Below are 19,235 nucleotides of genomic sequence, written 5' to 3'. Positions count from 1 at the left end.
CGGTGGACGAAAACGCAGCGCAGGCGCCGATGGGCGCTTCCGGTTTGGCGCCAGCGGCCATCGTGGTGATGGGTGTCGCCGGCTGCGGCAAGTCAGCCGTCGGCATCGCGCTGGCCACCGCGCTCGGTGCCGTCTTCATCGAGGGCGACAGGCTGCATCCGCCCGAAAACGTCGCCCGCATGGCACGCGGCGAACCGCTCACCGATCAACTGCGCGAAGGCTGGCTCGACGCGATCGGCGAGCAGATCCAGGCATCGATCGGCAAGCGGCAAGGTGTGGTCGCCGCCTGCTCGGCGCTGAAGCGCGGTTATCGCGAGCGCCTGCGCGGTTTTTGCCCTGATATCGTCTTCCTCTATCTGGAGATCGATCCCGCCACCGCGCGGCGGCGCGTTGGCAACCGCAAGGGCCATTTCATGCCGGCAAGCCTGGTTGACAGCCAGTTCGCCATCCTTGAGCCGCCGGGGCAAGACGAGCGGGCACTGACGCTCGACGCGACACGGCCGGTCGACGAACTCGTCGCCCAGGCAATGCGCTTGATATGCCCGTCATGAGCCTTCTTCGGCGCTGATGCCGATGCCGCCCTGGGCTTCCGTCAACCGCTCATGGCGCGACCAGGACATCATCTGCTCGGGGCACTCTTTCAGCGCCTGCAGCAGGCGGTCGCGTTTGAGCAGGATGTAGTGTGCCTGCAGGGCCATGTTCTTGGCTCCGTCCCTGATTGTGTCCGCTGCCGGGAGCATCGGTGCCGCCGGCACCAGTTCGGGGCTCAAGACGGCGCGATATTCCCGGAAGGGAACGACCTCGAAGGTCGACATCGCAAACAGGGCCGTTTTGCCGCGGGCGGCGAAATTCGCCGGTGCCGAGGCAAGGTGCGTCCAGCCGCTTTCGCCAAGCGCGGTTTCGGTGAAGGTCGAGCCGGCGTGGATTGTGTTGGTCATCATCACGACGCCGTTCTGCCTCAGCATCTTCTGAATGCGGATGGTGACCTGATAGGCGTCGTCACGGTCGAAGACGATCCGGCTTTTCAGGAACCGGTTCTCGACACGAACCATTGGCGGATTGAGAAAGCGCTGGCCGAATGCCGTCTCGGAAACGCCATGCGTGTTGACGCTGACCTGATGCGCTTCGATGCCGGCCTCATGCATGGCGCGCTTGCCGATCATTGTCTGGGCGGTGAACTGATCGCACCAGAGGATCGCGCCATGGCCGCGTTGCAAAGCGGCCTGCAAGTCCTCGAGCCCTTCCAGCCGGATCGCCGGCCTCCAGCGACGGGCGACCAGCTGCGCGGCAAGTTGCATGCGGCGGCGATGGCGCGCCGCGAGCAATGCCTCGAACAGCTTGCGCGCATCGATGTCGCTGCCGAGCACCGCGCGGGTTGCGGCGGCATATCCGGGGAAATCCTTGCGCATATGACGCTTCAGGCGAAACCGCGACGCCCAATCGCAGATCGGCGACCACCAGCGCACCGGCAGCACCGCCGCGACCGCGAGATAGAAGAGGGCGGCCAGACTTTCGCGAAGATCCCTGGCGGAGAAGCGGCGGAGCTTGCCGGCGTTAAGCTGCTTGCGGCTGAAGAACCGCACGTCCTCGGCATATTCGGGGACAAAGACGTCGGCGATGATCTCGGTGCGGAAGCTGGCTGCCGATGGCTTGCGGCGGGCTTTTCGGGATTTCGTGAACCTCGACAGCCTCATTCGCCCGGCTCTAGATCTGGGATGTCAACTCGACCGGAAAATCGTCGTTGTCGGCATCGCGCATGGCGGCGAGGCTGCGGTTGTCCAGCACCTCGGCGATCGCCTGGCGCACTTCCAGCATCATGTGCCGGACCTGGCAGGTCGCTTCGTCGCAATCCTCGCAGCGCTGGTACTGCGTGCGGCTGGCGCAAGGTATCGGCGCCAGCGGACCGTCGAGCACGCGCACGACATGGCCGATCTTGATCTCGGAAGCGGGGCGGGCGAGGCGATAGCCGCCTTCCTTGCCCTTGCGGCTCTGGACGAAGCCGGCGTTGCGCAATTCGCCCAGTATGGCATCGAGGAATTTCTTCGGGATGTTGTTGGCGACGGCGATGTCGTTGACGAAGGCCAATTGGCCAACCGGAAGATTTGAAAGATGCACGAGGGCCTTGAGGCCGTATTTGCCTTTTTTCGTCAGCATGCCCGAGTCAACCCGTTGAAGCCCCAACCACCCCGCATCTGGCGGCTGTTTGTGTGCAAATGATGACGGCATTGCTTCCACACGCTGCCGTTTCGCGAAAACAAGCCATTGGAAAGGCATGTTTGGCACATACGCGTTGATTGTTCGTAACGTTTTGCACGAAGGGCGCCGGATTTGCCCTGTCGGCTGCCTAAACAAGAAAAACCGGCCCCGGGCCGGCTCTCCTGATCTTTCTATCGGACCGCTGAGACTTTACCGGCTGCCATAAGCTTGGTCGAGCAGGCCGCCGGCGGCGAAATGCTCTTTTTGGACCTTGTCCCAACCGCCGAAGACGTCTTCCACCGTCAGCAGGCGCACGTCCGGAAAATCGGCCTTGTATTTGGCCGCGACAGCTGCGTCGCGTGCGCGCAGGCCATTCTCGGCGGCGATGCCCTGGCCCTCGGGCGTATAGAGGAAGTCAAGATAGCTCTTGGCGAGGTCACGCGTGCCGTGTTCGTCGGCGACCTTGTCAACGATGGCCACCGGGAATTCCGCCAGCAGGCTGACCGAAGGGGTGACCTGCTCGAACTTGTCGTCGCCATATTCCTTGCGGATGCCGCGCGTCTCGGATTCGAAGGTGATCAGCACGTCGCCGATCTCGCGCTGCACGAAGGTGGTTGTCGCGGCGCGCCCGCCGGTGTCGAAGATCGGCACGTTGTTGAACAGCTTGGTGATGAACTCCTTCACCTTGGCGTCGTCGCCCTTGAAGGCTTCCTTGGCGTAGGCGGTGGCCGCCAGATAGGTGTAGCGCGCATTGCCCGACGTCTTCGGATTGGGAAAGATCACCTGCACGTCGTCGCGCACCAGGTCGTTCCAGTCCTTGATGTGCTTGGGATTGCCCGCGCGGACGAGAAACGAAGGCAGCGAATAGAAGGGCGAGGCGTTGTCTGGAAAATCCTTCTGCCAGTCGGCCGAGACGAGGCCCTTCTTGACCAGGAAGTCGACATCGGTGACCTGGTTGAAGGTGACGACGTCGGCCCCGAGGCCTTCGGCGATGGCGCGCGCCTGCGCCGAGGTGCCGGCATGGGACTGGTCGACGCTGACGCCCGGATGCTTGGCGATAAAGGCCTTGTTGACCTGCACGAAGAGTTCGCGGCCGACGTCATAGGAGGCGTTGAGCAGCTTGTCGGCCGACCAAGCCTGGGAGGATGCGAGGATGAGGCCGGCTGCGACGGCAACGCCGAGGAAAAATCGCTTCATGAAATGGCTCCGGATGTAATGTTTTATCGTTCGAGCATAGCGAGGGTACAAAGGGGCGGCGAGGCATAGATTCAGGGCTTGGCACCCGTTGCTAGAAAACCGTTTCCTAGACAGGCTGATCCTAGGTTTTTCTTTTGAGCGGCATCATATTGGAGCTCGGTTCACGTCAACCTTTTCCCAATGGAAAGGACAAATAGATACACATTGTGTATGCGGCATGTTATGGTGAAGGAAAGGAGCCCTCCATGGCGAAAGCCGCAGCCGAAACTCACGCTAAGCCTGTCAATCTGCGCATTCGCGAGGATATGCGCATACTGATTGACCGCGCCGCGAAGCTACGCGGGAAAACCCGTTCCGATTTCATGATCGATGCCGCCTACCGCGCGGCCGAGGATACGCTCCTCGACCAAACACTGATCAAGGTGGATGCCCAGAGTTACCGGCACTATCTCGACATCCTCGATGAACCGCCAAGCGGGGAAGGTTTTGCGCGTCTTATGAACGTGCCCAAGCCATGGCAGGACTGATGCTGTCGGCGCCCACGCCGCTGGCCGAGAACCACGATCTCGAACTTTTCCAAAGCGGAACGGAAAGTCTCGACCAATGGCTTCGCCGCCGCGCACGGGCCAACCAGGTCAGTGGCGCATCTCGTACTTATGTGGTCGCGGAAGGCATACGCGTTGTCGGCTACTACTGCCTGTCTTCGGGCGGGCTTGACCTGGCGGAAGCGCCCGGCATTGTTCGGCGCAACATGCCGGATCCCATTCCAATGGTCGTGCTCGGGCGTCTCGCGGTGGACACAGGCTGGCAAGGGAAGGGACTGGGTGCAGCGCTTCTGCAAGATGCCGTCCTGCGCGCCGGTCAAGCCGCGACGATCCTCGGGATACGCGGAATTTTTGTTCATGCGATATCGGACGAAGCGAAAGCCTTTTATGAGCGCCATGGCTTTGCGGCTTCCCCGAAAAATCCCATGACATTGGTGCTGTCGTTGAAAGGCCTGGTGAAAGGGTAGGCGGCCGCCCTCGACCGGGATAGGGATTGACGGCGGTCCTATCGCTACGCAGCCGGAAACAGCTTCCAGCGCCCCGGCCGGAACGCCACGCGGCTCTTCTGCGCCGCCGGATGATCGACCGGCAGTTCGATCTCGACCCGCTGGCGTTCGCCGCCGATCTCGAGCTCGACGCGCCTTGTGCCGGCGACGCGGCGGCTGGCGGCCACGGTGCCGGCGATGCAGCCGCTGCAGCCGTCCAGCAGTTCGACGTCATGCGGCCGGAAGTAGAGCATCGCGTCGCCCTCGGGCGCATGCGGCGCCGACAATCCGATCGGACGGTCGGCCAGCCAGATCTCGCCATTCTCGACCTTGACGGGAAGGGAGCTGGATTCACCGATGAAGCCGTACACGAAAGGCGAGTTCGGCGTGTCGTAGATGTCGTCGGCGGTGCCGACCTGTTCGATGCGGCCCTGGCTCATCACCACGACGCGGTCGGCAAGCTCCAAAGCCTCTTCCTGGTCGTGGGTCACGAAGACGGTGGTGTGGCCGGTGCGGTCATGGATTTCGCGCAGCCAGCGACGCAGTTCCCGGCGCACCTGCGCATCGAGCGCGCCGAACGGCTCGTCGAGCAGCAGCACCTTGGGTTCGATGGCCATGGCGCGGGCGAGCGCCACACGCTGGCGCTGGCCGCCCGAAAGCTGCGCCGGATAGCGCTTCTCCAGCCCTGAAAGCTGGACAAGATCGAGAAGCTCGGAGGCGCGGCGGCGGATTTCGGCGGTCGACGGCCGCGTCGGCCCGTGCCGCACCTTGAGGCCGAAGCCGATATTGTCGGCCACCGTCATGTGGCGGAACAGCGCGTAGTGCTGGAAGACGAAGCCGACGTTGCGCTCCTGGATCGATTTCTGCGAAGCGTCCTCGTCACCAAAGAAGATTTTCCCACGCGTCGGGCGCTCCAGCCCGGCGATCAGCCTGAGCAGCGTCGTCTTGCCGGAGCCGGACGGTCCGAGCAGCGCGATCAGTTCGCCCGACTTGATGTCGAGCGAGACATCGTGGAGCGCCGGAAACCGCTCGAACTCCTTGCGCACGTTGGCAACGCGAACTTCCATGCAATGAACCTTCTAATGTCCGCGCGTCGCGGCGAGTTCGGCGCCGTAGCGCATCTCGAGCAGTGTTTTCAAGACCAGCGTTACGAGCGCCAGCCCGGCAAGCAAGGAAGCAACGGCGAAGGCGCCGACGGCGTTGTACTCGTTGTAGAGGATTTCGACATGCAGCGGCATGGTGTTGGTCAGGCCGCGTATGTGGCCCGACACCACCGAAACCGCGCCGAACTCGCCCATGGCGCGCGCATTGCACAGGAGCACGCCGTAGAGCAGGCCCCATTTGACGTTAGGCAAGGTCACGTACCAGAAGGCCTGCCAGCCATTGGCGCCAAGCGACAGCGCCGCCTCCTCGTCGCCATTGCCCTGCTCCTGCATGAGCGGGATAAGCTCGCGCGCGACGAAGGGGAAGGTGACGAAGACGGTGGCCAGCACAATGCCCGGAACGGCGAACAGGATCTGGATGCCATGTGCCTTCAGCCACTCGCCGAGCAACCCCTGAGCACCGAACAGAAGCACGTAGACCAGACCTGAAATGACCGGCGAGACCGAGAAGGGCAGGTCGATCAGCGTGGTCAGGAAGGCCTTGCCCTTGAACTCGAACTTGGCGATCGCCCAGGCGGCCGAGATGCCGAAGACGATGTTGAGCGGGACCGAGATCGCGGCCACCAGCAAGGTCAGGCGGATCGCCGAACGCGTGTCGGCATCGCTTAGCGATTGCAGGTAGGTGCCAACGCCTTTGGCGAAAGCTTCCTTGAAAACGATGATCAGCGGCAGCAGCAGGAAGACGGCGAGAAAGACGAAGACGATGGCCATCAGCACGGCGCGTGCCGGCCGGCTCTCGGTCACCGCCGCCGAGCGGCTCTCATGATACGGTTCGTAGGATTTGATCTCGGGATCAGCCATAGCGCTTGCGGCTCCATGTCTGCACCAGATTGACGATCAACAGCATGATGAACGACAGCGCCAGCATGATCGCGGCGATCGCGGTCGCCGCCGGGTAATTGTATTCCTCGAGCCGGATGACGATCAGAAGCGGCGCGATCTCGGATTTGTAGGGCAGGTTGCCGGCGATGAAGATGACCGAGCCGTATTCGCCGACGCCGCGCGCGAAGGCCAGCGAGAAGCCAGTGATGATGGCCGGCGCCAGGCCGGGAAAGAGCACGCGGGTGATGATCTGGAAGCGGCTGGCGCCGAGGGTGGCGGCGGCTTCCTCCACTTCCTTGTCGATCTCTTCCATGATCGGCTGCACGGTTCGCACGACGAAGGGCAGGCCGATGAAGATCAGCGCAATGACGATGCCGAGCGGCGTGTAGGCGACCTTGATGCCGAGCGGCATCAGCAATTTGCCGATCCAGCCATTCGGCGCGTAGAGCGTGGTCAGCGCGATGCCGGCCACAGCCGTCGGCAGGGCGAAGGGCAGGTCGACCATGGCGTCGACGATGCGGCGGCCCGGAAAACGGTAGCGCACCAGCACCCAGGCGACGAGCGTGCCGAAGACGACATTGACGACAGCCGCGATGAACGCCGTGCCGAAGCTGATTCGAAGGGCGTTGATCGTGCGGCGATCGGTGGCGATGGCCCAGAAATCGACCCAGCCGAGAGCGGCCGAACGCCAGATCAGCCCGGATAGCGGGATGAGGATGATGAGGGTGAGGTAGGCAAGCGAGAAGCCGAGCGTCAATCCGAAACCCGGAATGACGCTCGGCTGTCTGAACCGCCACCCCGCCCACGCGGGTGCTGTGGTCATGTCGTCCCGATCTAGGTTTAGCTCACTGGGCCGGCTTGTAGATCTGGTCGAATATACCACCGTCGCCGAAATGATAAGGCTGCGCCTTCTTCCAGCCGCCGAAAAGCGGATCGTCGATGGTGATCAGCTTGATCGGCGGCAGCTTGGCGAGATCCTCGGGCGGAACCAGTTCGGGCTTGGACGGCCTATAATGGTTCTTGGCGATGATGGTCTGGCCTTCCTTGGAATAGAGGTAGCTCAGATAGGCCTCGGCCACCTTGCGTGTGCCCTTGGCGTCGACATTGGCGTCGACCACGGCCACCGGTGGCTCGGCCAGGATGGAGGTCGGCGGATAAACGATGTCGAAATTGTCGGCGCCGAACTCGTCGAGCGCCAGATAGGCGTCGTTTTCCCACGCGATCAGCACGTCACCCAGGCCTTTTTGCGCGAAGGTCACGGTCGAGCCGCGCGCGCCGGTGTCGAGCACGGGAGCATTGGCGTAGAGCTTGCCGACGAAGTCCTTGGTCTTGGCTTCATCGCCGCCATCATTGGCGTTGGCATAGGCCCAGGCCGCGAGATAGTTCCAGCGTGCGCCGCCCGAGGTTTTGGGGTTGGGCGTGATCACCTGGACACCGTCCTTGACGAGGTCGTTCCAGTCGTGGATGCCCTTGGGATTGCCCTTGCGGACAAGGAAGATGATCGTCGAGGTGTAGGGCGCCGAATTGTTTTCGAATTTGGTGCGCCAGTCTGGATTGATCTTCTTTGACTTCGAGACGATGGCGTTGATGTCGCCTTCGAGCGCCAGCGTCACCACATCGGCGTCGAGGCCATCGATCACCGCGCGGGCCTGGGCACCCGATCCGCCATGCGACTGCTGGATGGTCACCGTCTCGCCGGTCTCCGCCTTCCAATGCGCGGCGAAGGCCTCGTCATAGGCCTTGTAGAGCTCGCGCGTCGGGTCGTAGGACACATTGAGAATGGTGGTGTCGGCAAATGCGAAACCGAGCGTGCCGAACTGGATAGATGTGGCGACCAGTGCGCCGAGCAGTTTCCTGAAATGAGGTTTGGTCATTTCTGCCTCCGTTGAACCCGCGCCAAATCTAGCTAATTGATAGAAATAAGATGCATTGAATGTTGCCTTTTTTGTCCTTCTGAAGAAAATCTTCGGCGATCTGTCGCTGTTGTGAGAACTATTTTGCTCGCGGTCGCTCCGCGCCGGAGTCGGCCCACCATCCGGCCTATCTAGGGATGCGCGGTTGCCGGGCAAGGCTGGTTGGGCAAGGCTGGTTGGGCAGGTTACTCGACGGTCACCGGGAAATCGAAGCGCTGCTTTTGAAATGGCTCCCGGGCCAGCGCAAAATGCCACCATTCGCGCGCGTAGTTCTTGAACCCGCCAGCACGCATGGCATCGACGAGCAGCTTTCGGTTTGCCGCAGCTTTGGCGCCGAGCGGGCGACGCGCGGTCTCGCTCATCGGGTCGAAACAATCGAAGCCGGTGCCGAAATCGAGGGTGTCGGCATCGATCGCGCCGCAGGCCGGTTTCGGCACGGGCGTACTGTCGACAGGCGCGATGGCAACATCGACGGTCGAGCCGCGCGAATGACTGGACAGTTTGCGACATAGCCCTTGGCGATGAGATCGCCACGCTTGACCTTCGGATACCATTGCGGGTCCGGTCCACCCGCGGCCGTCCATTCGCCCATGTCGGCAACGGCGCGGGCAGGGCGATAGCAGTCGAAGACGACCAGCGTCAGGCCTCTGGTGGCGATCGCCCGCTGGACTCTGGAAAGTGCCTCGGCGGCCTCCCGGGTCAAAATGCAGACCGGCGCGTCATAGCCATTCACCTTGCGGTGCAGAAAATTGTCGGCGTTGGCGTAGCGAATGTCCTGGCGGATCGATGGCGCGACTTCGGCGAGGCGAACGAAACCCGCGGGGAGGGGATCGGCAGGCGCCGGCAGGGCCGAGCCGGCAATCATCAGCGCACAAAAGCCAATGCGCTGAATCGTCTGGCGCATTCTATTCAAGGATCGCTTTCACTGGACGAAGACCTTCACACTGGCAGCCCGTCCTGCGGCGTCGATGACGGTGAGCGTCGAATAGCCCGCGCCGTCGGGCAGCCAGGTCGCGGTGCGGCGGCGGTCGAGGCCGATGAGGGGCTTGCCATTGGCCAGCCAGCGGAACGGGGCGCGGCCGCCTTGCAATTTCAGCACCAGCGGCGAGGCGTCGGCCGAGTTGGTGGAGAGATCGACGCGGGCGCCGTCCGGCGGGAAGATGATGCTCGGCGCGGGTTCGGTCGGCGTCGCCTGCACCAGGCCATCCGCGCCGGCGCCGAAGCGGGCGAGCGTCACAGGCAGGTCCTCGCGCTTGGGTGTGAAGGCACCGGGCGGTTTGCCTGGCAGCGGTACGGTGGCGAGGCCCGAGCGGACAAAGCCTTCGAACAGGATCGGGGCGGCCGAGACATAGCCGGAGAGGCCCGGCACCGCGCCGGCATCGGGCCTGCCGACCCAGACGCCCAGCACATAGCGGCCATCGAAGCCCACCGACCAGGCGTCGCGGTAGCCGTAGGAGGTTCCGGTCTTGTAGGCGATGCCGCGCTGCAAGGCACCTTCCGGCGGTTTTACTCCGGAGAGGATGTCGATGATCTGCCAATTGGCCTGGTCGCTGAGGATGGTGGCGGTCGAACTCACGGCATTGGCCGGTTCGGTGCCGTCGCGCAGCGAGTGCGTCTTGCCGCCATTGGCGAGCCCCGTATAGAGCTGGACGAGGTCGCGCAGCGTGACGCCGACGCCACCAAGCCCGATGGCCAGCCCCGGCGCCTCATTGACCGGCAGGATTGGGTTGACGCCCGCCTGGCGGAAGCGCGCCGTCAGCCGCGCCGGACCGACCGCGTCGAGCACCCGGATCGCCGGGACGTTGAGCGACAATTGCAGCGCCTGGCGGATCGAGACATCGCCCTGATAGCCCATGTCGAAATTCTTGGGTCTGTAGCCGCTGAAATCGACCGGGCTGTCCTCGATCAGCGTCTCCTGCGCCACCAGTCCCTGTTCGAAGGCGAGGCCATAGATGAACGGCTTCAGCGTCGAGCCGGGCGAGCGCACGACCTTGGTCATGTCGATCCAGCCGGAACGGCTGGAATCGAAGAAATTGGCCGAGCCGACTTCGCCCAGAATGTCGCCGGTGCGGGCATCGGCCAGCACCATGGCGACCGACAGACGCGGCCCGAGCCTGGTGGCGGCGTCGCGGGCCACCTGTTCCAGTCCTTGCTGAACGCTTTTGCGAATCGTCAGCTTGAGCGGCTGGCCGGGGACGGCCTTGGGCAGCATGGCGTAAGAGGCATGCGGGGCGAGCGCCGGCAAGCGCCGGCGCAGGCCCAACACATCGTCAAGCGCCGCGCGTGCCGCCTCGCGTTCGCCGATCAGGCCTGATGAGACCATGCGGGTGAGCACACGGTCGCGAGCCGCGTGGGCGATCTGCAGGTTGCGGTCAGGGCGGCGTTTTTCCGGCAGTTGCGGGAGGGCCACCAGAAGCGCGGCTTCGGAAACGGTGAGCCGCTTTGGCTCCTTGCCGAAATAGGCGAGCGAAGCGGCACGCACGCCCTCCAGATTGCCGCCATAGGGCGCCAGTGTGAGATAACGTTCGAGGATCTCGCGCTTCGACAACCGCCGCTCGATCTGGATGGCCCGCAGCATCTGCTTGAGCTTGGAGCCGAGGCTGCGGCTCTCGCGCGGCTCGATCAGGCGGGCGAGCTGCATCGACAGGGTCGAGCCGCCGGAGACGATGTGGCCGCTGGTTGCGAACTGGCCGGCGGCGCGCGCCAGCGCCAGCACGTCGACCCCCTCATGGTCCCAGAAGCGCTTGTCCTCATAGGTGACCAGCATGTCGACGAACTGCTTGTCGACCTGGTCGAGCCGGGTTTCCAGCCGCCAGTAGCCGTCCGGTGTGGCAAAGGCGCGCAACAGCTGGCCGTCGCAGTCCTGGACTTCCGTGGAGACGGTGAGCCTTTCAGGAAGCGGGGGCGGGAAGGCGCGGTCGAGTTGCCAGAGGGCGGCGGCAATCGTGAAGAAGGCGGCAAGGGAGGCAACTGCGATGGCAGCGCGACGGAGGAGTTTCTTGGAAAGCATGGCGCCGCCCCTCATCCGGCTGCCGCCACCTTCTCCCCGTTTAGTGACGGGGAGAAGGGAGCTGTGGCATGCATTGGCGCCTTTCCTGCGACGTTTAAAGCTGGCGAAAGCTTTGGTGCAGGCTTCTTTCTCCCCGTCTCTATACGGGGAGAAATGCCCGGCAGGGCAATGAGGGGCGGCGCGAACCTCACGTTCATTTCCGCCAAGGCACCTTACGGTGCCTTGATCTCCATCATGCCGGTAGCTGTACGGGCCGAATATTGCGGACGGTACATGTCCTCCACCGTTGCCGCCGGATGGGCATAGGTGCCCGGCGTCACGGCGCGCACGACATAGGCAAGCGTCAGATTGTGGTCGTGGTCGCCATCGGCCGGGTTGAATGCCGCGACGAAGCGATCGTCGCGGAATTCCAGATGCGCGGCGTCGGTCTGTGCCAGCCAGGAGAAGTTCGTCAACTGGGCGCTGGAGACCAGGCCTGGATTGTCGATCTCGAAGCCGGCCGGCAACAGGTCGGTGACCAGCAGGCGCGACGGCCAGCTGTTCTGCTCGGTGACCTTGAGCACGACGACATAGCGTTCGTTCTGGGTTGCCTCGGTCACATTGGCTTCAGTGCCGTCGAGCTTGTAGTAGGTGCGGCTGATGGTGAAGCCGTCACCGCCGGCCGGCAAGGGCTGGATCGGCGACGCCACGGTGGTGACGACGGCCTGCAGCGGGGTCTTGCCGGTGTTGGCGATTTCGAGCGGGCTGTCGATAAGCTCGGAGCCGTTGACCTGGTTGGAATAGCCGCCGGAATGCGGCGCGCCATTGACGGTGAGCGCGATAGAGTCGTTGCCCTCCTTCAGCGCGCGCGCCGCCAGCAGCATCCAGGAATCGTCCTGGGTGCTGGTCCAGCGGGCTTCGGCGCGTTCCCTGGTCACCAGTTTGATCAGCTCGGGCACGATGGTCGATACCGGCTTCGATTCCGCCGCCAGCGACAGCATCGCCGCGCCGTCACGCAACGCCGAACCGTAGTCGGAGCGGTACCAGTCGTACTCCGTGCTCGACTTGGCGAGCTGCAGCGCGGTCTTGAACGTCGCCTCTGAACGCTGCGTGTCGCCGTAGAGCGCCAGGCTCGCCGCCAATTGGGCAACGGCCATCGGGCTCGAGAAGGCTTCGAGCTGGGTGTCGGCGTAATAGCGCAGATCGCCGATCGAGGCCTTCTTGTTGCGGGCGAGCACATAGAGGGCGTAGGCGATCTCGCTGCCGCGGTCCTGTACGCTCTGGTCGTAGCCGAGCGAGTTCTGCAGGTTGTTGAGGGCCTGGTTCATCGCCAGAGCCGGCACGTCGTATTTCTGCTCCCGCGCCCTGGTCAGGAATTCGCTGACATAGGCGTCGAGCCACAGGTCGCCGGAGCCCGGACCCCACAGGCCGAAGCTGCCGCTCGATGACTGGTAGCTCAGGACCTTGTAGATCGCATCCTGAATGCGGCCGTGCAGGTCAGGGTCGCTTTCCATGCCGACGCCGGATGCCATCTCGTTGACGTAGAGAAGCGGCATGGCGCGGCTGGTGGTCTGCTCGGCGCAGCCATAGGGGTAGCGATCAAGTGTCATCAGCAGCGAGGGCACGTCGAAGGCTGCCGCCTGCGAAACGCCGACACTGACCGAAGCGCCGTCGAGCAGGCTGGCCGCCAAGAGTTCCTTGTCGACGCGCAGCGCGCCGCCATTGCCCTTGAGGTCGACCACAAGGCGCGTGGTGACCGGCAATTGCGCCGGGCGCACCGGCACATAGAGCGTCTGCTCGACCTTGGTGCCGTCGGCGTGCGCCAGCTTGATGGTGAGCGAGGCATTGCCCGCTGTCCTGGCGATTAGCGGCACGGTCAGCGTCTGGCGCTTGCCCTGGGCGAGCGTCAGCTTCTGGGGCAGGGGCTTGTCGCCCGTCGACAGGTCGCCCGTCGTATCGATCGACAGCGCGTAGTCGCCGGCCGGGCCGTCGGTGTCGGCCACGTCGAGGCGCATGACGGCGTTGTCGCCAGGCGCCAGGAAGCGCGGCAGGCCGGCGGTAATCACTATGGGATCGCGCACGATCACGTCCGCCTGGGCATGGCCGACCGCTTCCTTGGTCCAGGCGACGGCCATGACGCGCACGGTGCCGTTGAACTGCGGGATATCGAAGTCGATCCGCGCCTTGCCGTCGGCATCGAGCTGGACAATGCCGGAGAAGAAGGCAACCAGCTTTTCGGTGGGCGGGCTGCCCTGCGCCTGCATATTGGCGCCGTCGCCGCCGGTCCGGAGCTTGCCGGTGGTGCCCAGCGAGCCATCGATCAGGCGGCCGTAGATGTCGCGGATCTCCATGCCGAGCATGCGCTGGCCGAAGAACCAGTTCTCCGGATCCGGCGCCTTGTAGTTGGTCAAATTGAGGATGCCGACATCGACGGCGGCAACCATGACATAGGCGTTCGTGCCCGGCTGCACTCCGGCCACGGAAACCGGGATCGATAGCTGCTGGCGCGGCACGGTCTTGTCGGGCGGCGTCAGCGTGATGGCGAGCTTCTTGGCGCCCGGATCGACCGTCAGCCACTTCACGCCGATGGCGCGGGCCGGCATGCGCGTTTCCTGCGCATCGCCAGGCCGGAACAGGGTTGCCGTAACATAGGCGCCGGCACCCCAATCGTCACCGACGGGGATATCGACGGTGCTGCCGCCTGCCGGTACGGTCGCCGTTATGGTCTTCAACAGCTTGTCGGAACCGATGTTGATCAGAAGTTCGCCGGCAAAATGCGGCGAGATTTTCAGCTTCGCCACTTCGCCCGCGGCGTAATTGTCCTTGTCGAGCGCGATCTCCAGGCCATCAGGCGTTTCGGTGGTCGTCGAGGCGACATACCAGCCGGCGTCGAACTCGTAGCTGGTCGCCGGCCCCTCGGGATCGGATGTCTCGACCTCGAGCCGGTACTGGCCCCAATCGACCGGCACGGAGACGGTGGCGTCGCCGTCGGCGCCGAGGTCGACCTGGCCGTTGGAAATCGACTTGGTGAAGGAGACCGGCTCGTAGTTCCAGGAGTTGTTGGAGCGGTACCACTGGTAATTGCGTTCGACCTTGACCAGTGTCCACTGCGCGCCTTTCAGCGCCTCGCGCTTGCCGTTGGGATCGACGGCGATCAGGCTGAACTTGGCGGTGCCGCCCTGCGGCACTTCGCCATCGGCGAAGTCCGGTCGGATGCCGATCATCTGGCCTTGCGGGCGGATGCCGATGTTGAGCGAGCGCTCGATGGCGCGGCCCCCGGTTTCGCGCATGCGCACCGTCACCTTGCCGTTGACCAGCTTGGTGGTCGAGGGCAACTGGTCGACGGCAACAGGGAAGGTCGCCTTGCCGTCATCGCCAACCATCGGCAGGTCGGTGAGCGGCGTGACCGTCGGCTCCGCCGACTGCTCGTCGGCGAGGCCGAAGGAAAAGTTGGGGAAGCGGTCCCAGTCACGAGAGGTCGACAGCGTCAACTCGCCTTCCAGCGCCAGGCCCGCCGCTGGCGCGCCATAGAGGAAGCGGCCGTCAATGTCGATGTTGGCGGTTTCGCCCCGCGCAATCTCCTGCTTGTCGGCTTTCATGTCGAATTCGATGCGATCCGGCACGAAGTCCTCGACCAGGAACATCTGGCTGGCCACCGCCGGCTGCTTGGGATCGGTGTGGATCGACACCGACCATGTGCCGCGCATGGCGTTGGGTTCGAGCGGCAGGTCGACGGCATGGCCGCCGGCCGAGGCGCCGTCACTGACGATGCGGCGGTCCTCGACGCCATCGGGGCGCGAGAAGATGAAGGTCAGCGGCAGGTTTTCGACCGCCTTGCTCGCACCATCGCGGGCAAGGGCGGCGACATGGACGTCCTCGCCGGCGCGGTAGATGCCGCGCTCGGTCCAGGCATAGACATCGAGCGCGCCTGGTGCCGCGCGTCCGGTGACGCCACGGTCGGACAGGTCGAAGCCGGCCTTGGCCATGTCGAGGAAGACGAAGTCATTATCGCCCTGCTTGGCCATCAGCACGGCCGGCACCATGCCGCCGTCACCGCGCGTCAGGCCGGGGTTGAAGACGGCGTGGCCGTCGGCATCCGACGTCGCGATGCCGAGAACCTCGTTGTTCCTGGCAACCAGCGTCAGTTCGGCGCCGGCAATCGGCTTGGCGCTGCCCAGCGAACGGGCAAAGACATTGAGCCCGTCCTGGCCGGTATAGGTCGACAGGCCGATGTCGGAGACGACGAACCACTGCGTGGCCAGCGAACCGTAGTCGTCACTCTTGTCGTTGACGGGCTGCGCGGTCAGCACATAGACGCCGGGCTTGCGCTGCGGCAGCGCTTCGTCGACCGGGAAGGAGGTGGTGACTTCCTTGTTAAGGTCGTTGCCGATGTCGAGTTGGCCCTGCCAGACCGGTGCGCCCATCTGCTCGGAAATGTTGGAGATGTCATAGCCGTCGAGCTGGTGCAGGAACTGGTAGCCCGACAGAAGCTGCGCCAGCGAACGGTCGCCGATGCGGTAGAGCTTCATTTCGGCGGCGTTCATGTTGACGGTGACGACCGGGATGCCGCGGCGCGCGCCGGCCGGCAGCACGAAGCTGTCGCCGGTGAAGCGGGCGGACGGCGCGCGGTCCTGTACGTAGATCGACAGCACCACGGGGGCGGCGGTCACTTCGCCGATCGCCGCCGGCAGGCCGGCGCGGAAGGTGACGTCGTAGTGCTGGCCATGCTCCAGGCCCTCCACGCAGATCTGCTTGTCCTTGGCCTCGACGCCCTTGGGCGGCGCGTTGTCGACGGTGACGAACTGCGCGTAGTCGACGCCGGTCTTGACCAGGTCCTCGGAGAATTGCGCGCAGATGCGTGGCGCGCTGGTGTCGGCATCGATGCTGTGATCGACAACGCGGAACCCTTTGCGGGCCTTCAGATCGGCATAGTCGGCCTGGACCGCGGGCGAGCTTTCCAGCGCAAGGCTGGCCTCATAGGCCTGCAGCGCCGGCCGGTAGAGATCGCGCTTGTCGAGACCGTTGCCGAGCAGCGCCAGCACTTCGGCGCGCGTCTTGGTGGTGCGCAGCAGCTTATAGGCGTTGAAGGCGGCCGACGTGCCGTTTGCCGGCAAAGTCGAGGCTTCGGAGGTGTTGGCGGCAGGCTGCACGGCCAGCGTTTCGCGCGCCAGCTTGAGCCAGAGCTGGCCATCGTCAGGCATGACCGAGACCGCGGCCTCGTATTTCTGCATGGCGGAGCGATGGTCGCCGGTCAACACGGCCTGTTCGGCGGCATTGGTCAGCGCCGCCATGCCCTCTGTCGGCTTGTCGAAGGCCGGGCCGAGCAGCTTGTTGCGGTATTGCTGGGCCTGGTCGGCCATCCAGTTGGGAAAGAAGGCGAGTTCCGGCGGCGCGCCGATGTCGGGATCGCCGTCTATGCTGACGACCTTGCCGGCGACCGCGCCGGTGAAAGATTTCAACTGATTATAGTCGGATTTGAGAAAGCACCATTTTGCCTTGGTGTTGTAGGTGAAGGCGCGGCAGGCCGGATCGCCGAGGCATGTCGTCTTGCACTGGTCGAGCGTGACGTTCTGGTCGGACCGGAGATCGAAGCCGAAATAATCGGAATTGTCCGTCGTCGCGATCCGCCGGGCCTCGGCCGCTTGCGCGACGCTACCCCAGGCAAGGAAAAAAAGGACGAGAATCGACAGACCACGAGCCGCGCGCATTGCCATTACACCCTCCAGACAATTGCAGACGTCCGGGCATGATCAAGCTTCAGTCGGGCTTGTCAACGCGCGAACGCGGCAGGTGCCGCCTGCCAACGGTTTATTTTCCGGCCAAGGACCGGTATGCGGACAGTAACCTCCATGGGAAAGGGGATCACGCTTTCTTGCGGAAACGCAGAAGGTGTGAATTCCAAGCCCGTCCTATTTCAGACAATTGGATTGTGGCCCCTTTACGAGCGCTTCAGAACTTCATTCCAATTTTAGTTTTACGAACTAGGTTGTCTTAATGCCGGCGTATGAAGAGCAGATGTCAGGAGGGATCGCGCCAGGGCGCGTGCTTCCGCGCGCCCTGCTTTTGGCCATGATGTGCTCGATGGCGCTGCTTTGCGAATCGAGGCCGACGGCCGCATTCGAGCTTTTCGGCATCAAGCTGTGGGGGTCGTCCAGCGACGAGGACGCCGACATTGTCGATCCCCTGCGCTATGCGGTGACCATCTCCGCGCCCGATGCCGACAAGGACCTGGTCAAGAAGCTCGAAAACGCCTCGGCGCTGAAAGGCGACGAGGACCGGCCGGTTTCGGGCTCGCTCGGGCTGATGGCCAAGGCACGCAGCGACCGTGAACAGCTGGTCGCCGCCCTTTATGCCGATGCCCGTTATGAAGGCGTCGTCACCGTCACCATTGACGGCAAGCCGCTCGACGAATTGCCGCCGGACGCCGAATTTAAGGGGCCGCAGCCCATTCCGGTGGCGATCACCATCTCGGCCGGCCCCAAATTCACGCTCGGCAACATCAGGCTGGAAGGCGACGCGGCGGGGCTGATGAGCGCCGATTATGGGCTGATAGCAGGCGGCGACGCCGGATCGGGCGCTGTGCTCAAGGCCGAGGCGCTGATCGTGCGGACGCTGAAGGAGCAGGGCAGGCCGCTGGCCAAGGTGACCGGCCGGCAGATCGTCGCCGACCACGCCACATCGACGCTCGACGTGACGCTGACGGTCGCGGCCGGGCCGGTAGCCGGCTATGGCGCGACCACCGTGGAAGGCACCGAGAAGGTCGACCGCGACTTCACCGAATACATGACTGGGCTGAAGCGCGGCAAGCAGTACTCGCCGCAGGAAATCAGCGACGCGCGCGACAGGCTGCTGGCGCTCGAGGTGTTCAACAGTGTCACCTTCAAGGAAGCCGACAAGCTCGATGCCGACGGCAACATCCCGATCGGCGTTCAGGTCAGCGAGCGCAAGCCGCGTTATTTCGGGCTGGGCGGCACATTCTCGAACACCGAGGGGCTTGGCCTGGAGGGCTACTGGGGCCATCGCAACCTGTTTGGCCGTGCCGAAAAGCTGCGCATCGACGGTGCCATCAGCGGCATCGGCAGCAACAATCTGTCCGAACTGAACTACAACGCCGGCGTCATGTTCGAGAAACCCGGCGTCATCGGGCCGGCGTCGAAGTTTTTCGCCAGCGTCAAGACGGTGCTGGAACATCCCGACGCCTACGACCATTTCTCGGTCAAGGGCAGCACCGGCCTGTCTTATGAACTCGACAAGAAGCAGACCGTGTCGGCCGAGGTCGCGCTCGATTATTCGCGCATTCACGACGCCTTCGGCAAGCACAAATACCTGATCGCCAGCATTCCGCTGCAGTATGTCTATGACAACAGAGACAACCGGCTCAATCCGACCACCGGCTTCCGTTTGCTGGCCTATGCCGAGCCGAGCTACGACATTTTGAGCGGTGCGGCCTTCCTCAAGCTGAAGGGCGAAGGGTCGGCCTATCAATCGCTGGACACGGCCTCGAAGTTCGTGCTGGCCGAACGTGTCGCGGTAGGCTCGATCGTCGGTACCGGGCTGCAGAACGTCCCGGCCGACCGGCGTTTTTATTCCGGCGGCGGCGGTTCGGTGCGCGGCTATGCCTATCAGGGCATCGGCCCGAAGGACTTCACCGGCCAGCCGATCGGCGGCCTGTCCTTCTTCGAGACTTCGGTCGAGATGCGCATCGCCGTCACCGACACGATCGGCATCGTGCCGTTCGTCGATGCCGGCACCGTGTCGACCAAGTCGGTTCCCAATTTCTCCGACGTCAAGGTCGGCGCCGGTGTCGGCCTGCGCTACGTCACGCCGTTCGGGCCGCTGCGCATCGACGCGGCCGTGCCGCTCAACCGCGATCCAGGTGATCCGCATTTCGGCATCTATGCCGGCATCGGACAGGCGTTCTGACG

General features: G+C 64.0%; 15 protein-coding genes. 4 read left to right on the top strand and 11 right to left on the bottom strand.

From position 1 onward, the window contains the following. The first annotated feature begins 2 nt into the window (after positions 1-2). On the top strand, positions 3-551 hold the full coding sequence (locus FJ954_RS29505; protein WP_140665360.1) for a gluconokinase: 549 nt from the start codon (positions 3-5) through the stop codon (positions 549-551). On the opposite strand, the gene FJ954_RS29500 is transcribed toward FJ954_RS29505, so the two are convergent. The 3 genes from FJ954_RS29500 to FJ954_RS29490 all read right to left on the bottom strand — a co-directional run bounded on the left by FJ954_RS29500 (position 546) and on the right by FJ954_RS29490 (position 3,393). After that, positions 546-1,694: a hypothetical protein gene (locus FJ954_RS29500; RefSeq protein WP_140665358.1), complete on the bottom strand. Its 1,149-nt coding sequence runs from the start codon at positions 1,692-1,694 to the stop codon at positions 546-548. The two genes, FJ954_RS29505 and FJ954_RS29500, sit on opposite strands and share 6 nt — an antisense overlap. 10 nt (positions 1,695-1,704) lie before the next feature. Further along, the gene (locus tag FJ954_RS29495; RefSeq protein ID WP_023769580.1) at positions 1,705-2,154 is read right to left on the bottom strand and encodes an Rrf2 family transcriptional regulator; all 450 of its coding nucleotides are present in this window, start codon (positions 2,152-2,154) and stop codon (positions 1,705-1,707) included. A gap of 252 nt (positions 2,155-2,406) precedes the next feature. Then, positions 2,407-3,393, bottom strand: coding sequence for a sulfate ABC transporter substrate-binding protein (locus FJ954_RS29490; RefSeq protein ID WP_140665355.1), 987 nt, complete (start codon positions 3,391-3,393; stop codon positions 2,407-2,409). Positions 3,394-3,638: 245 nt separating this feature from the next. Between FJ954_RS29490 and FJ954_RS29485 the strand changes: the two genes are divergently transcribed. Together FJ954_RS29485 and FJ954_RS29480 are read left to right on the top strand one after the other, a co-directional pair. Then, positions 3,639-3,920, top strand: a complete 282-nt coding sequence (locus tag FJ954_RS29485; protein ID WP_140615516.1) for a DUF1778 domain-containing protein — start codon at positions 3,639-3,641, stop codon at positions 3,918-3,920. After that, entirely contained in the window at positions 3,920-4,405 is a 486-nt protein-coding gene (locus tag FJ954_RS29480; RefSeq protein ID WP_140665417.1) for a GNAT family N-acetyltransferase, read from the top strand. The genes FJ954_RS29485 and FJ954_RS29480 overlap by 1 nt, the downstream gene beginning before the upstream one ends. 44 nt (positions 4,406-4,449) lie before the next feature. Here FJ954_RS29480 and FJ954_RS29475 read toward each other — a convergent pair whose 3' ends face one another. The 8 genes from FJ954_RS29475 to FJ954_RS29440 form a co-directional block, all read right to left on the bottom strand. Continuing rightward, on the bottom strand, positions 4,450-5,490 hold the full coding sequence (locus tag FJ954_RS29475; RefSeq protein ID WP_140665352.1) for a sulfate/molybdate ABC transporter ATP-binding protein: 1,041 nt from the start codon (positions 5,488-5,490) through the stop codon (positions 4,450-4,452). 12 nt (positions 5,491-5,502) lie between these two features. Then, positions 5,503-6,387, bottom strand: a complete 885-nt coding sequence (gene cysW / locus FJ954_RS29470) for a sulfate ABC transporter permease subunit CysW (RefSeq protein WP_015317126.1) — start codon at positions 6,385-6,387, stop codon at positions 5,503-5,505. Next, positions 6,380-7,231 carry a sulfate ABC transporter permease subunit CysT gene (gene cysT, locus FJ954_RS29465; RefSeq protein WP_140665350.1) on the bottom strand — a complete coding sequence of 284 codons (852 nt, stop codon included), beginning with the start codon at positions 7,229-7,231 and terminating at the stop codon, positions 6,380-6,382. The genes cysW and cysT overlap by 8 nt, the downstream gene beginning before the upstream one ends. Before the next feature lie 22 nt (positions 7,232-7,253). Continuing rightward, positions 7,254-8,282, bottom strand: coding sequence for a sulfate ABC transporter substrate-binding protein (locus tag FJ954_RS29460; protein WP_015317128.1), 1,029 nt, complete (start codon positions 8,280-8,282; stop codon positions 7,254-7,256). A gap of 224 nt (positions 8,283-8,506) precedes the next feature. Continuing rightward, the gene (locus FJ954_RS32315) at positions 8,507-8,782 is read right to left on the bottom strand and encodes a M15 family metallopeptidase (protein WP_281407740.1); all 276 of its coding nucleotides are present in this window, start codon (positions 8,780-8,782) and stop codon (positions 8,507-8,509) included. Next, entirely contained in the window at positions 8,680-9,225 is a 546-nt protein-coding gene (locus FJ954_RS29455; RefSeq protein ID WP_281407739.1) for a M15 family metallopeptidase, read from the bottom strand. The genes FJ954_RS32315 and FJ954_RS29455 overlap by 103 nt, the downstream gene beginning before the upstream one ends. An 18-nt stretch (positions 9,226-9,243) precedes the next feature. Then, entirely contained in the window at positions 9,244-11,331 is a 2,088-nt protein-coding gene (gene pbpC / locus FJ954_RS29450; protein WP_181177944.1) for a penicillin-binding protein 1C, read from the bottom strand. A 212-nt stretch (positions 11,332-11,543) separates the two neighbouring features. Beyond that, positions 11,544-17,024, bottom strand: coding sequence for an alpha-2-macroglobulin family protein (locus FJ954_RS29440; RefSeq protein WP_140665344.1), 5,481 nt, complete (start codon positions 17,022-17,024; stop codon positions 11,544-11,546). Positions 17,025-17,304: 280 nt separating this feature from the next. Here FJ954_RS29440 and FJ954_RS29435 point away from each other — a divergent pair, with 280 nt between their 5' ends. Continuing rightward, entirely contained in the window at positions 17,305-19,233 is a 1,929-nt protein-coding gene (locus FJ954_RS29435) for an autotransporter assembly complex family protein (protein ID WP_140665341.1), read from the top strand. The last annotated feature ends 2 nt before the right edge of the window (positions 19,234-19,235 follow it).

It is taken from the genome of Mesorhizobium sp. B2-3-15 (assembly GCF_006442875.1).
Lineage (GTDB): Bacteria > Pseudomonadota > Alphaproteobacteria > Rhizobiales > Rhizobiaceae > Mesorhizobium > Mesorhizobium australicum.
This window is presented reverse-complemented; position numbering and strand designations above follow the sequence as displayed.

Bases quoted from the DNA above. Each gene is read 5' to 3' on its own strand.
- FJ954_RS29500 (WP_140665358.1), bottom strand. From the start codon at position 1,694: ATGAGGCTGTCGAGGTTCACGAAATCCCGAAAAGCCCGCCGCAAGCCA.
- FJ954_RS29495 (WP_023769580.1), bottom strand. From the start codon at position 2,154: ATGCTGACGAAAAAAGGCAAATACGGCCTCAAGGCCCTCGTGCATCTT.
- FJ954_RS29490 (WP_140665355.1), bottom strand. From the start codon at position 3,393: ATGAAGCGATTTTTCCTCGGCGTTGCCGTCGCAGCCGGCCTCATCCTC.
- FJ954_RS29485 (WP_140615516.1), top strand. From the start codon at position 3,639: ATGGCGAAAGCCGCAGCCGAAACTCACGCTAAGCCTGTCAATCTGCGC.
- FJ954_RS29480 (WP_140665417.1), top strand. From the start codon at position 3,920: ATGCTGTCGGCGCCCACGCCGCTGGCCGAGAACCACGATCTCGAACTT.
- FJ954_RS29475 (WP_140665352.1), bottom strand. From the start codon at position 5,490: ATGGAAGTTCGCGTTGCCAACGTGCGCAAGGAGTTCGAGCGGTTTCCG.
- cysW (WP_015317126.1), bottom strand. From the start codon at position 6,387: ATGGCTGATCCCGAGATCAAATCCTACGAACCGTATCATGAGAGCCGC.
- cysT (WP_140665350.1), bottom strand. From the start codon at position 7,231: ATGACCACAGCACCCGCGTGGGCGGGGTGGCGGTTCAGACAGCCGAGC.
- FJ954_RS29460 (WP_015317128.1), bottom strand. From the start codon at position 8,282: ATGACCAAACCTCATTTCAGGAAACTGCTCGGCGCACTGGTCGCCACA.
- FJ954_RS29455 (WP_281407739.1), bottom strand. From the start codon at position 9,225: ATGCGCCAGACGATTCAGCGCATTGGCTTTTGTGCGCTGATGATTGCC.
- pbpC (WP_181177944.1), bottom strand. From the start codon at position 11,331: ATGCTTTCCAAGAAACTCCTCCGTCGCGCTGCCATCGCAGTTGCCTCC.
- FJ954_RS29440 (WP_140665344.1), bottom strand. From the start codon at position 17,024: ATGGCAATGCGCGCGGCTCGTGGTCTGTCGATTCTCGTCCTTTTTTTC.
- FJ954_RS29435 (WP_140665341.1), top strand. From the start codon at position 17,305: ATGCCGGCGTATGAAGAGCAGATGTCAGGAGGGATCGCGCCAGGGCGC.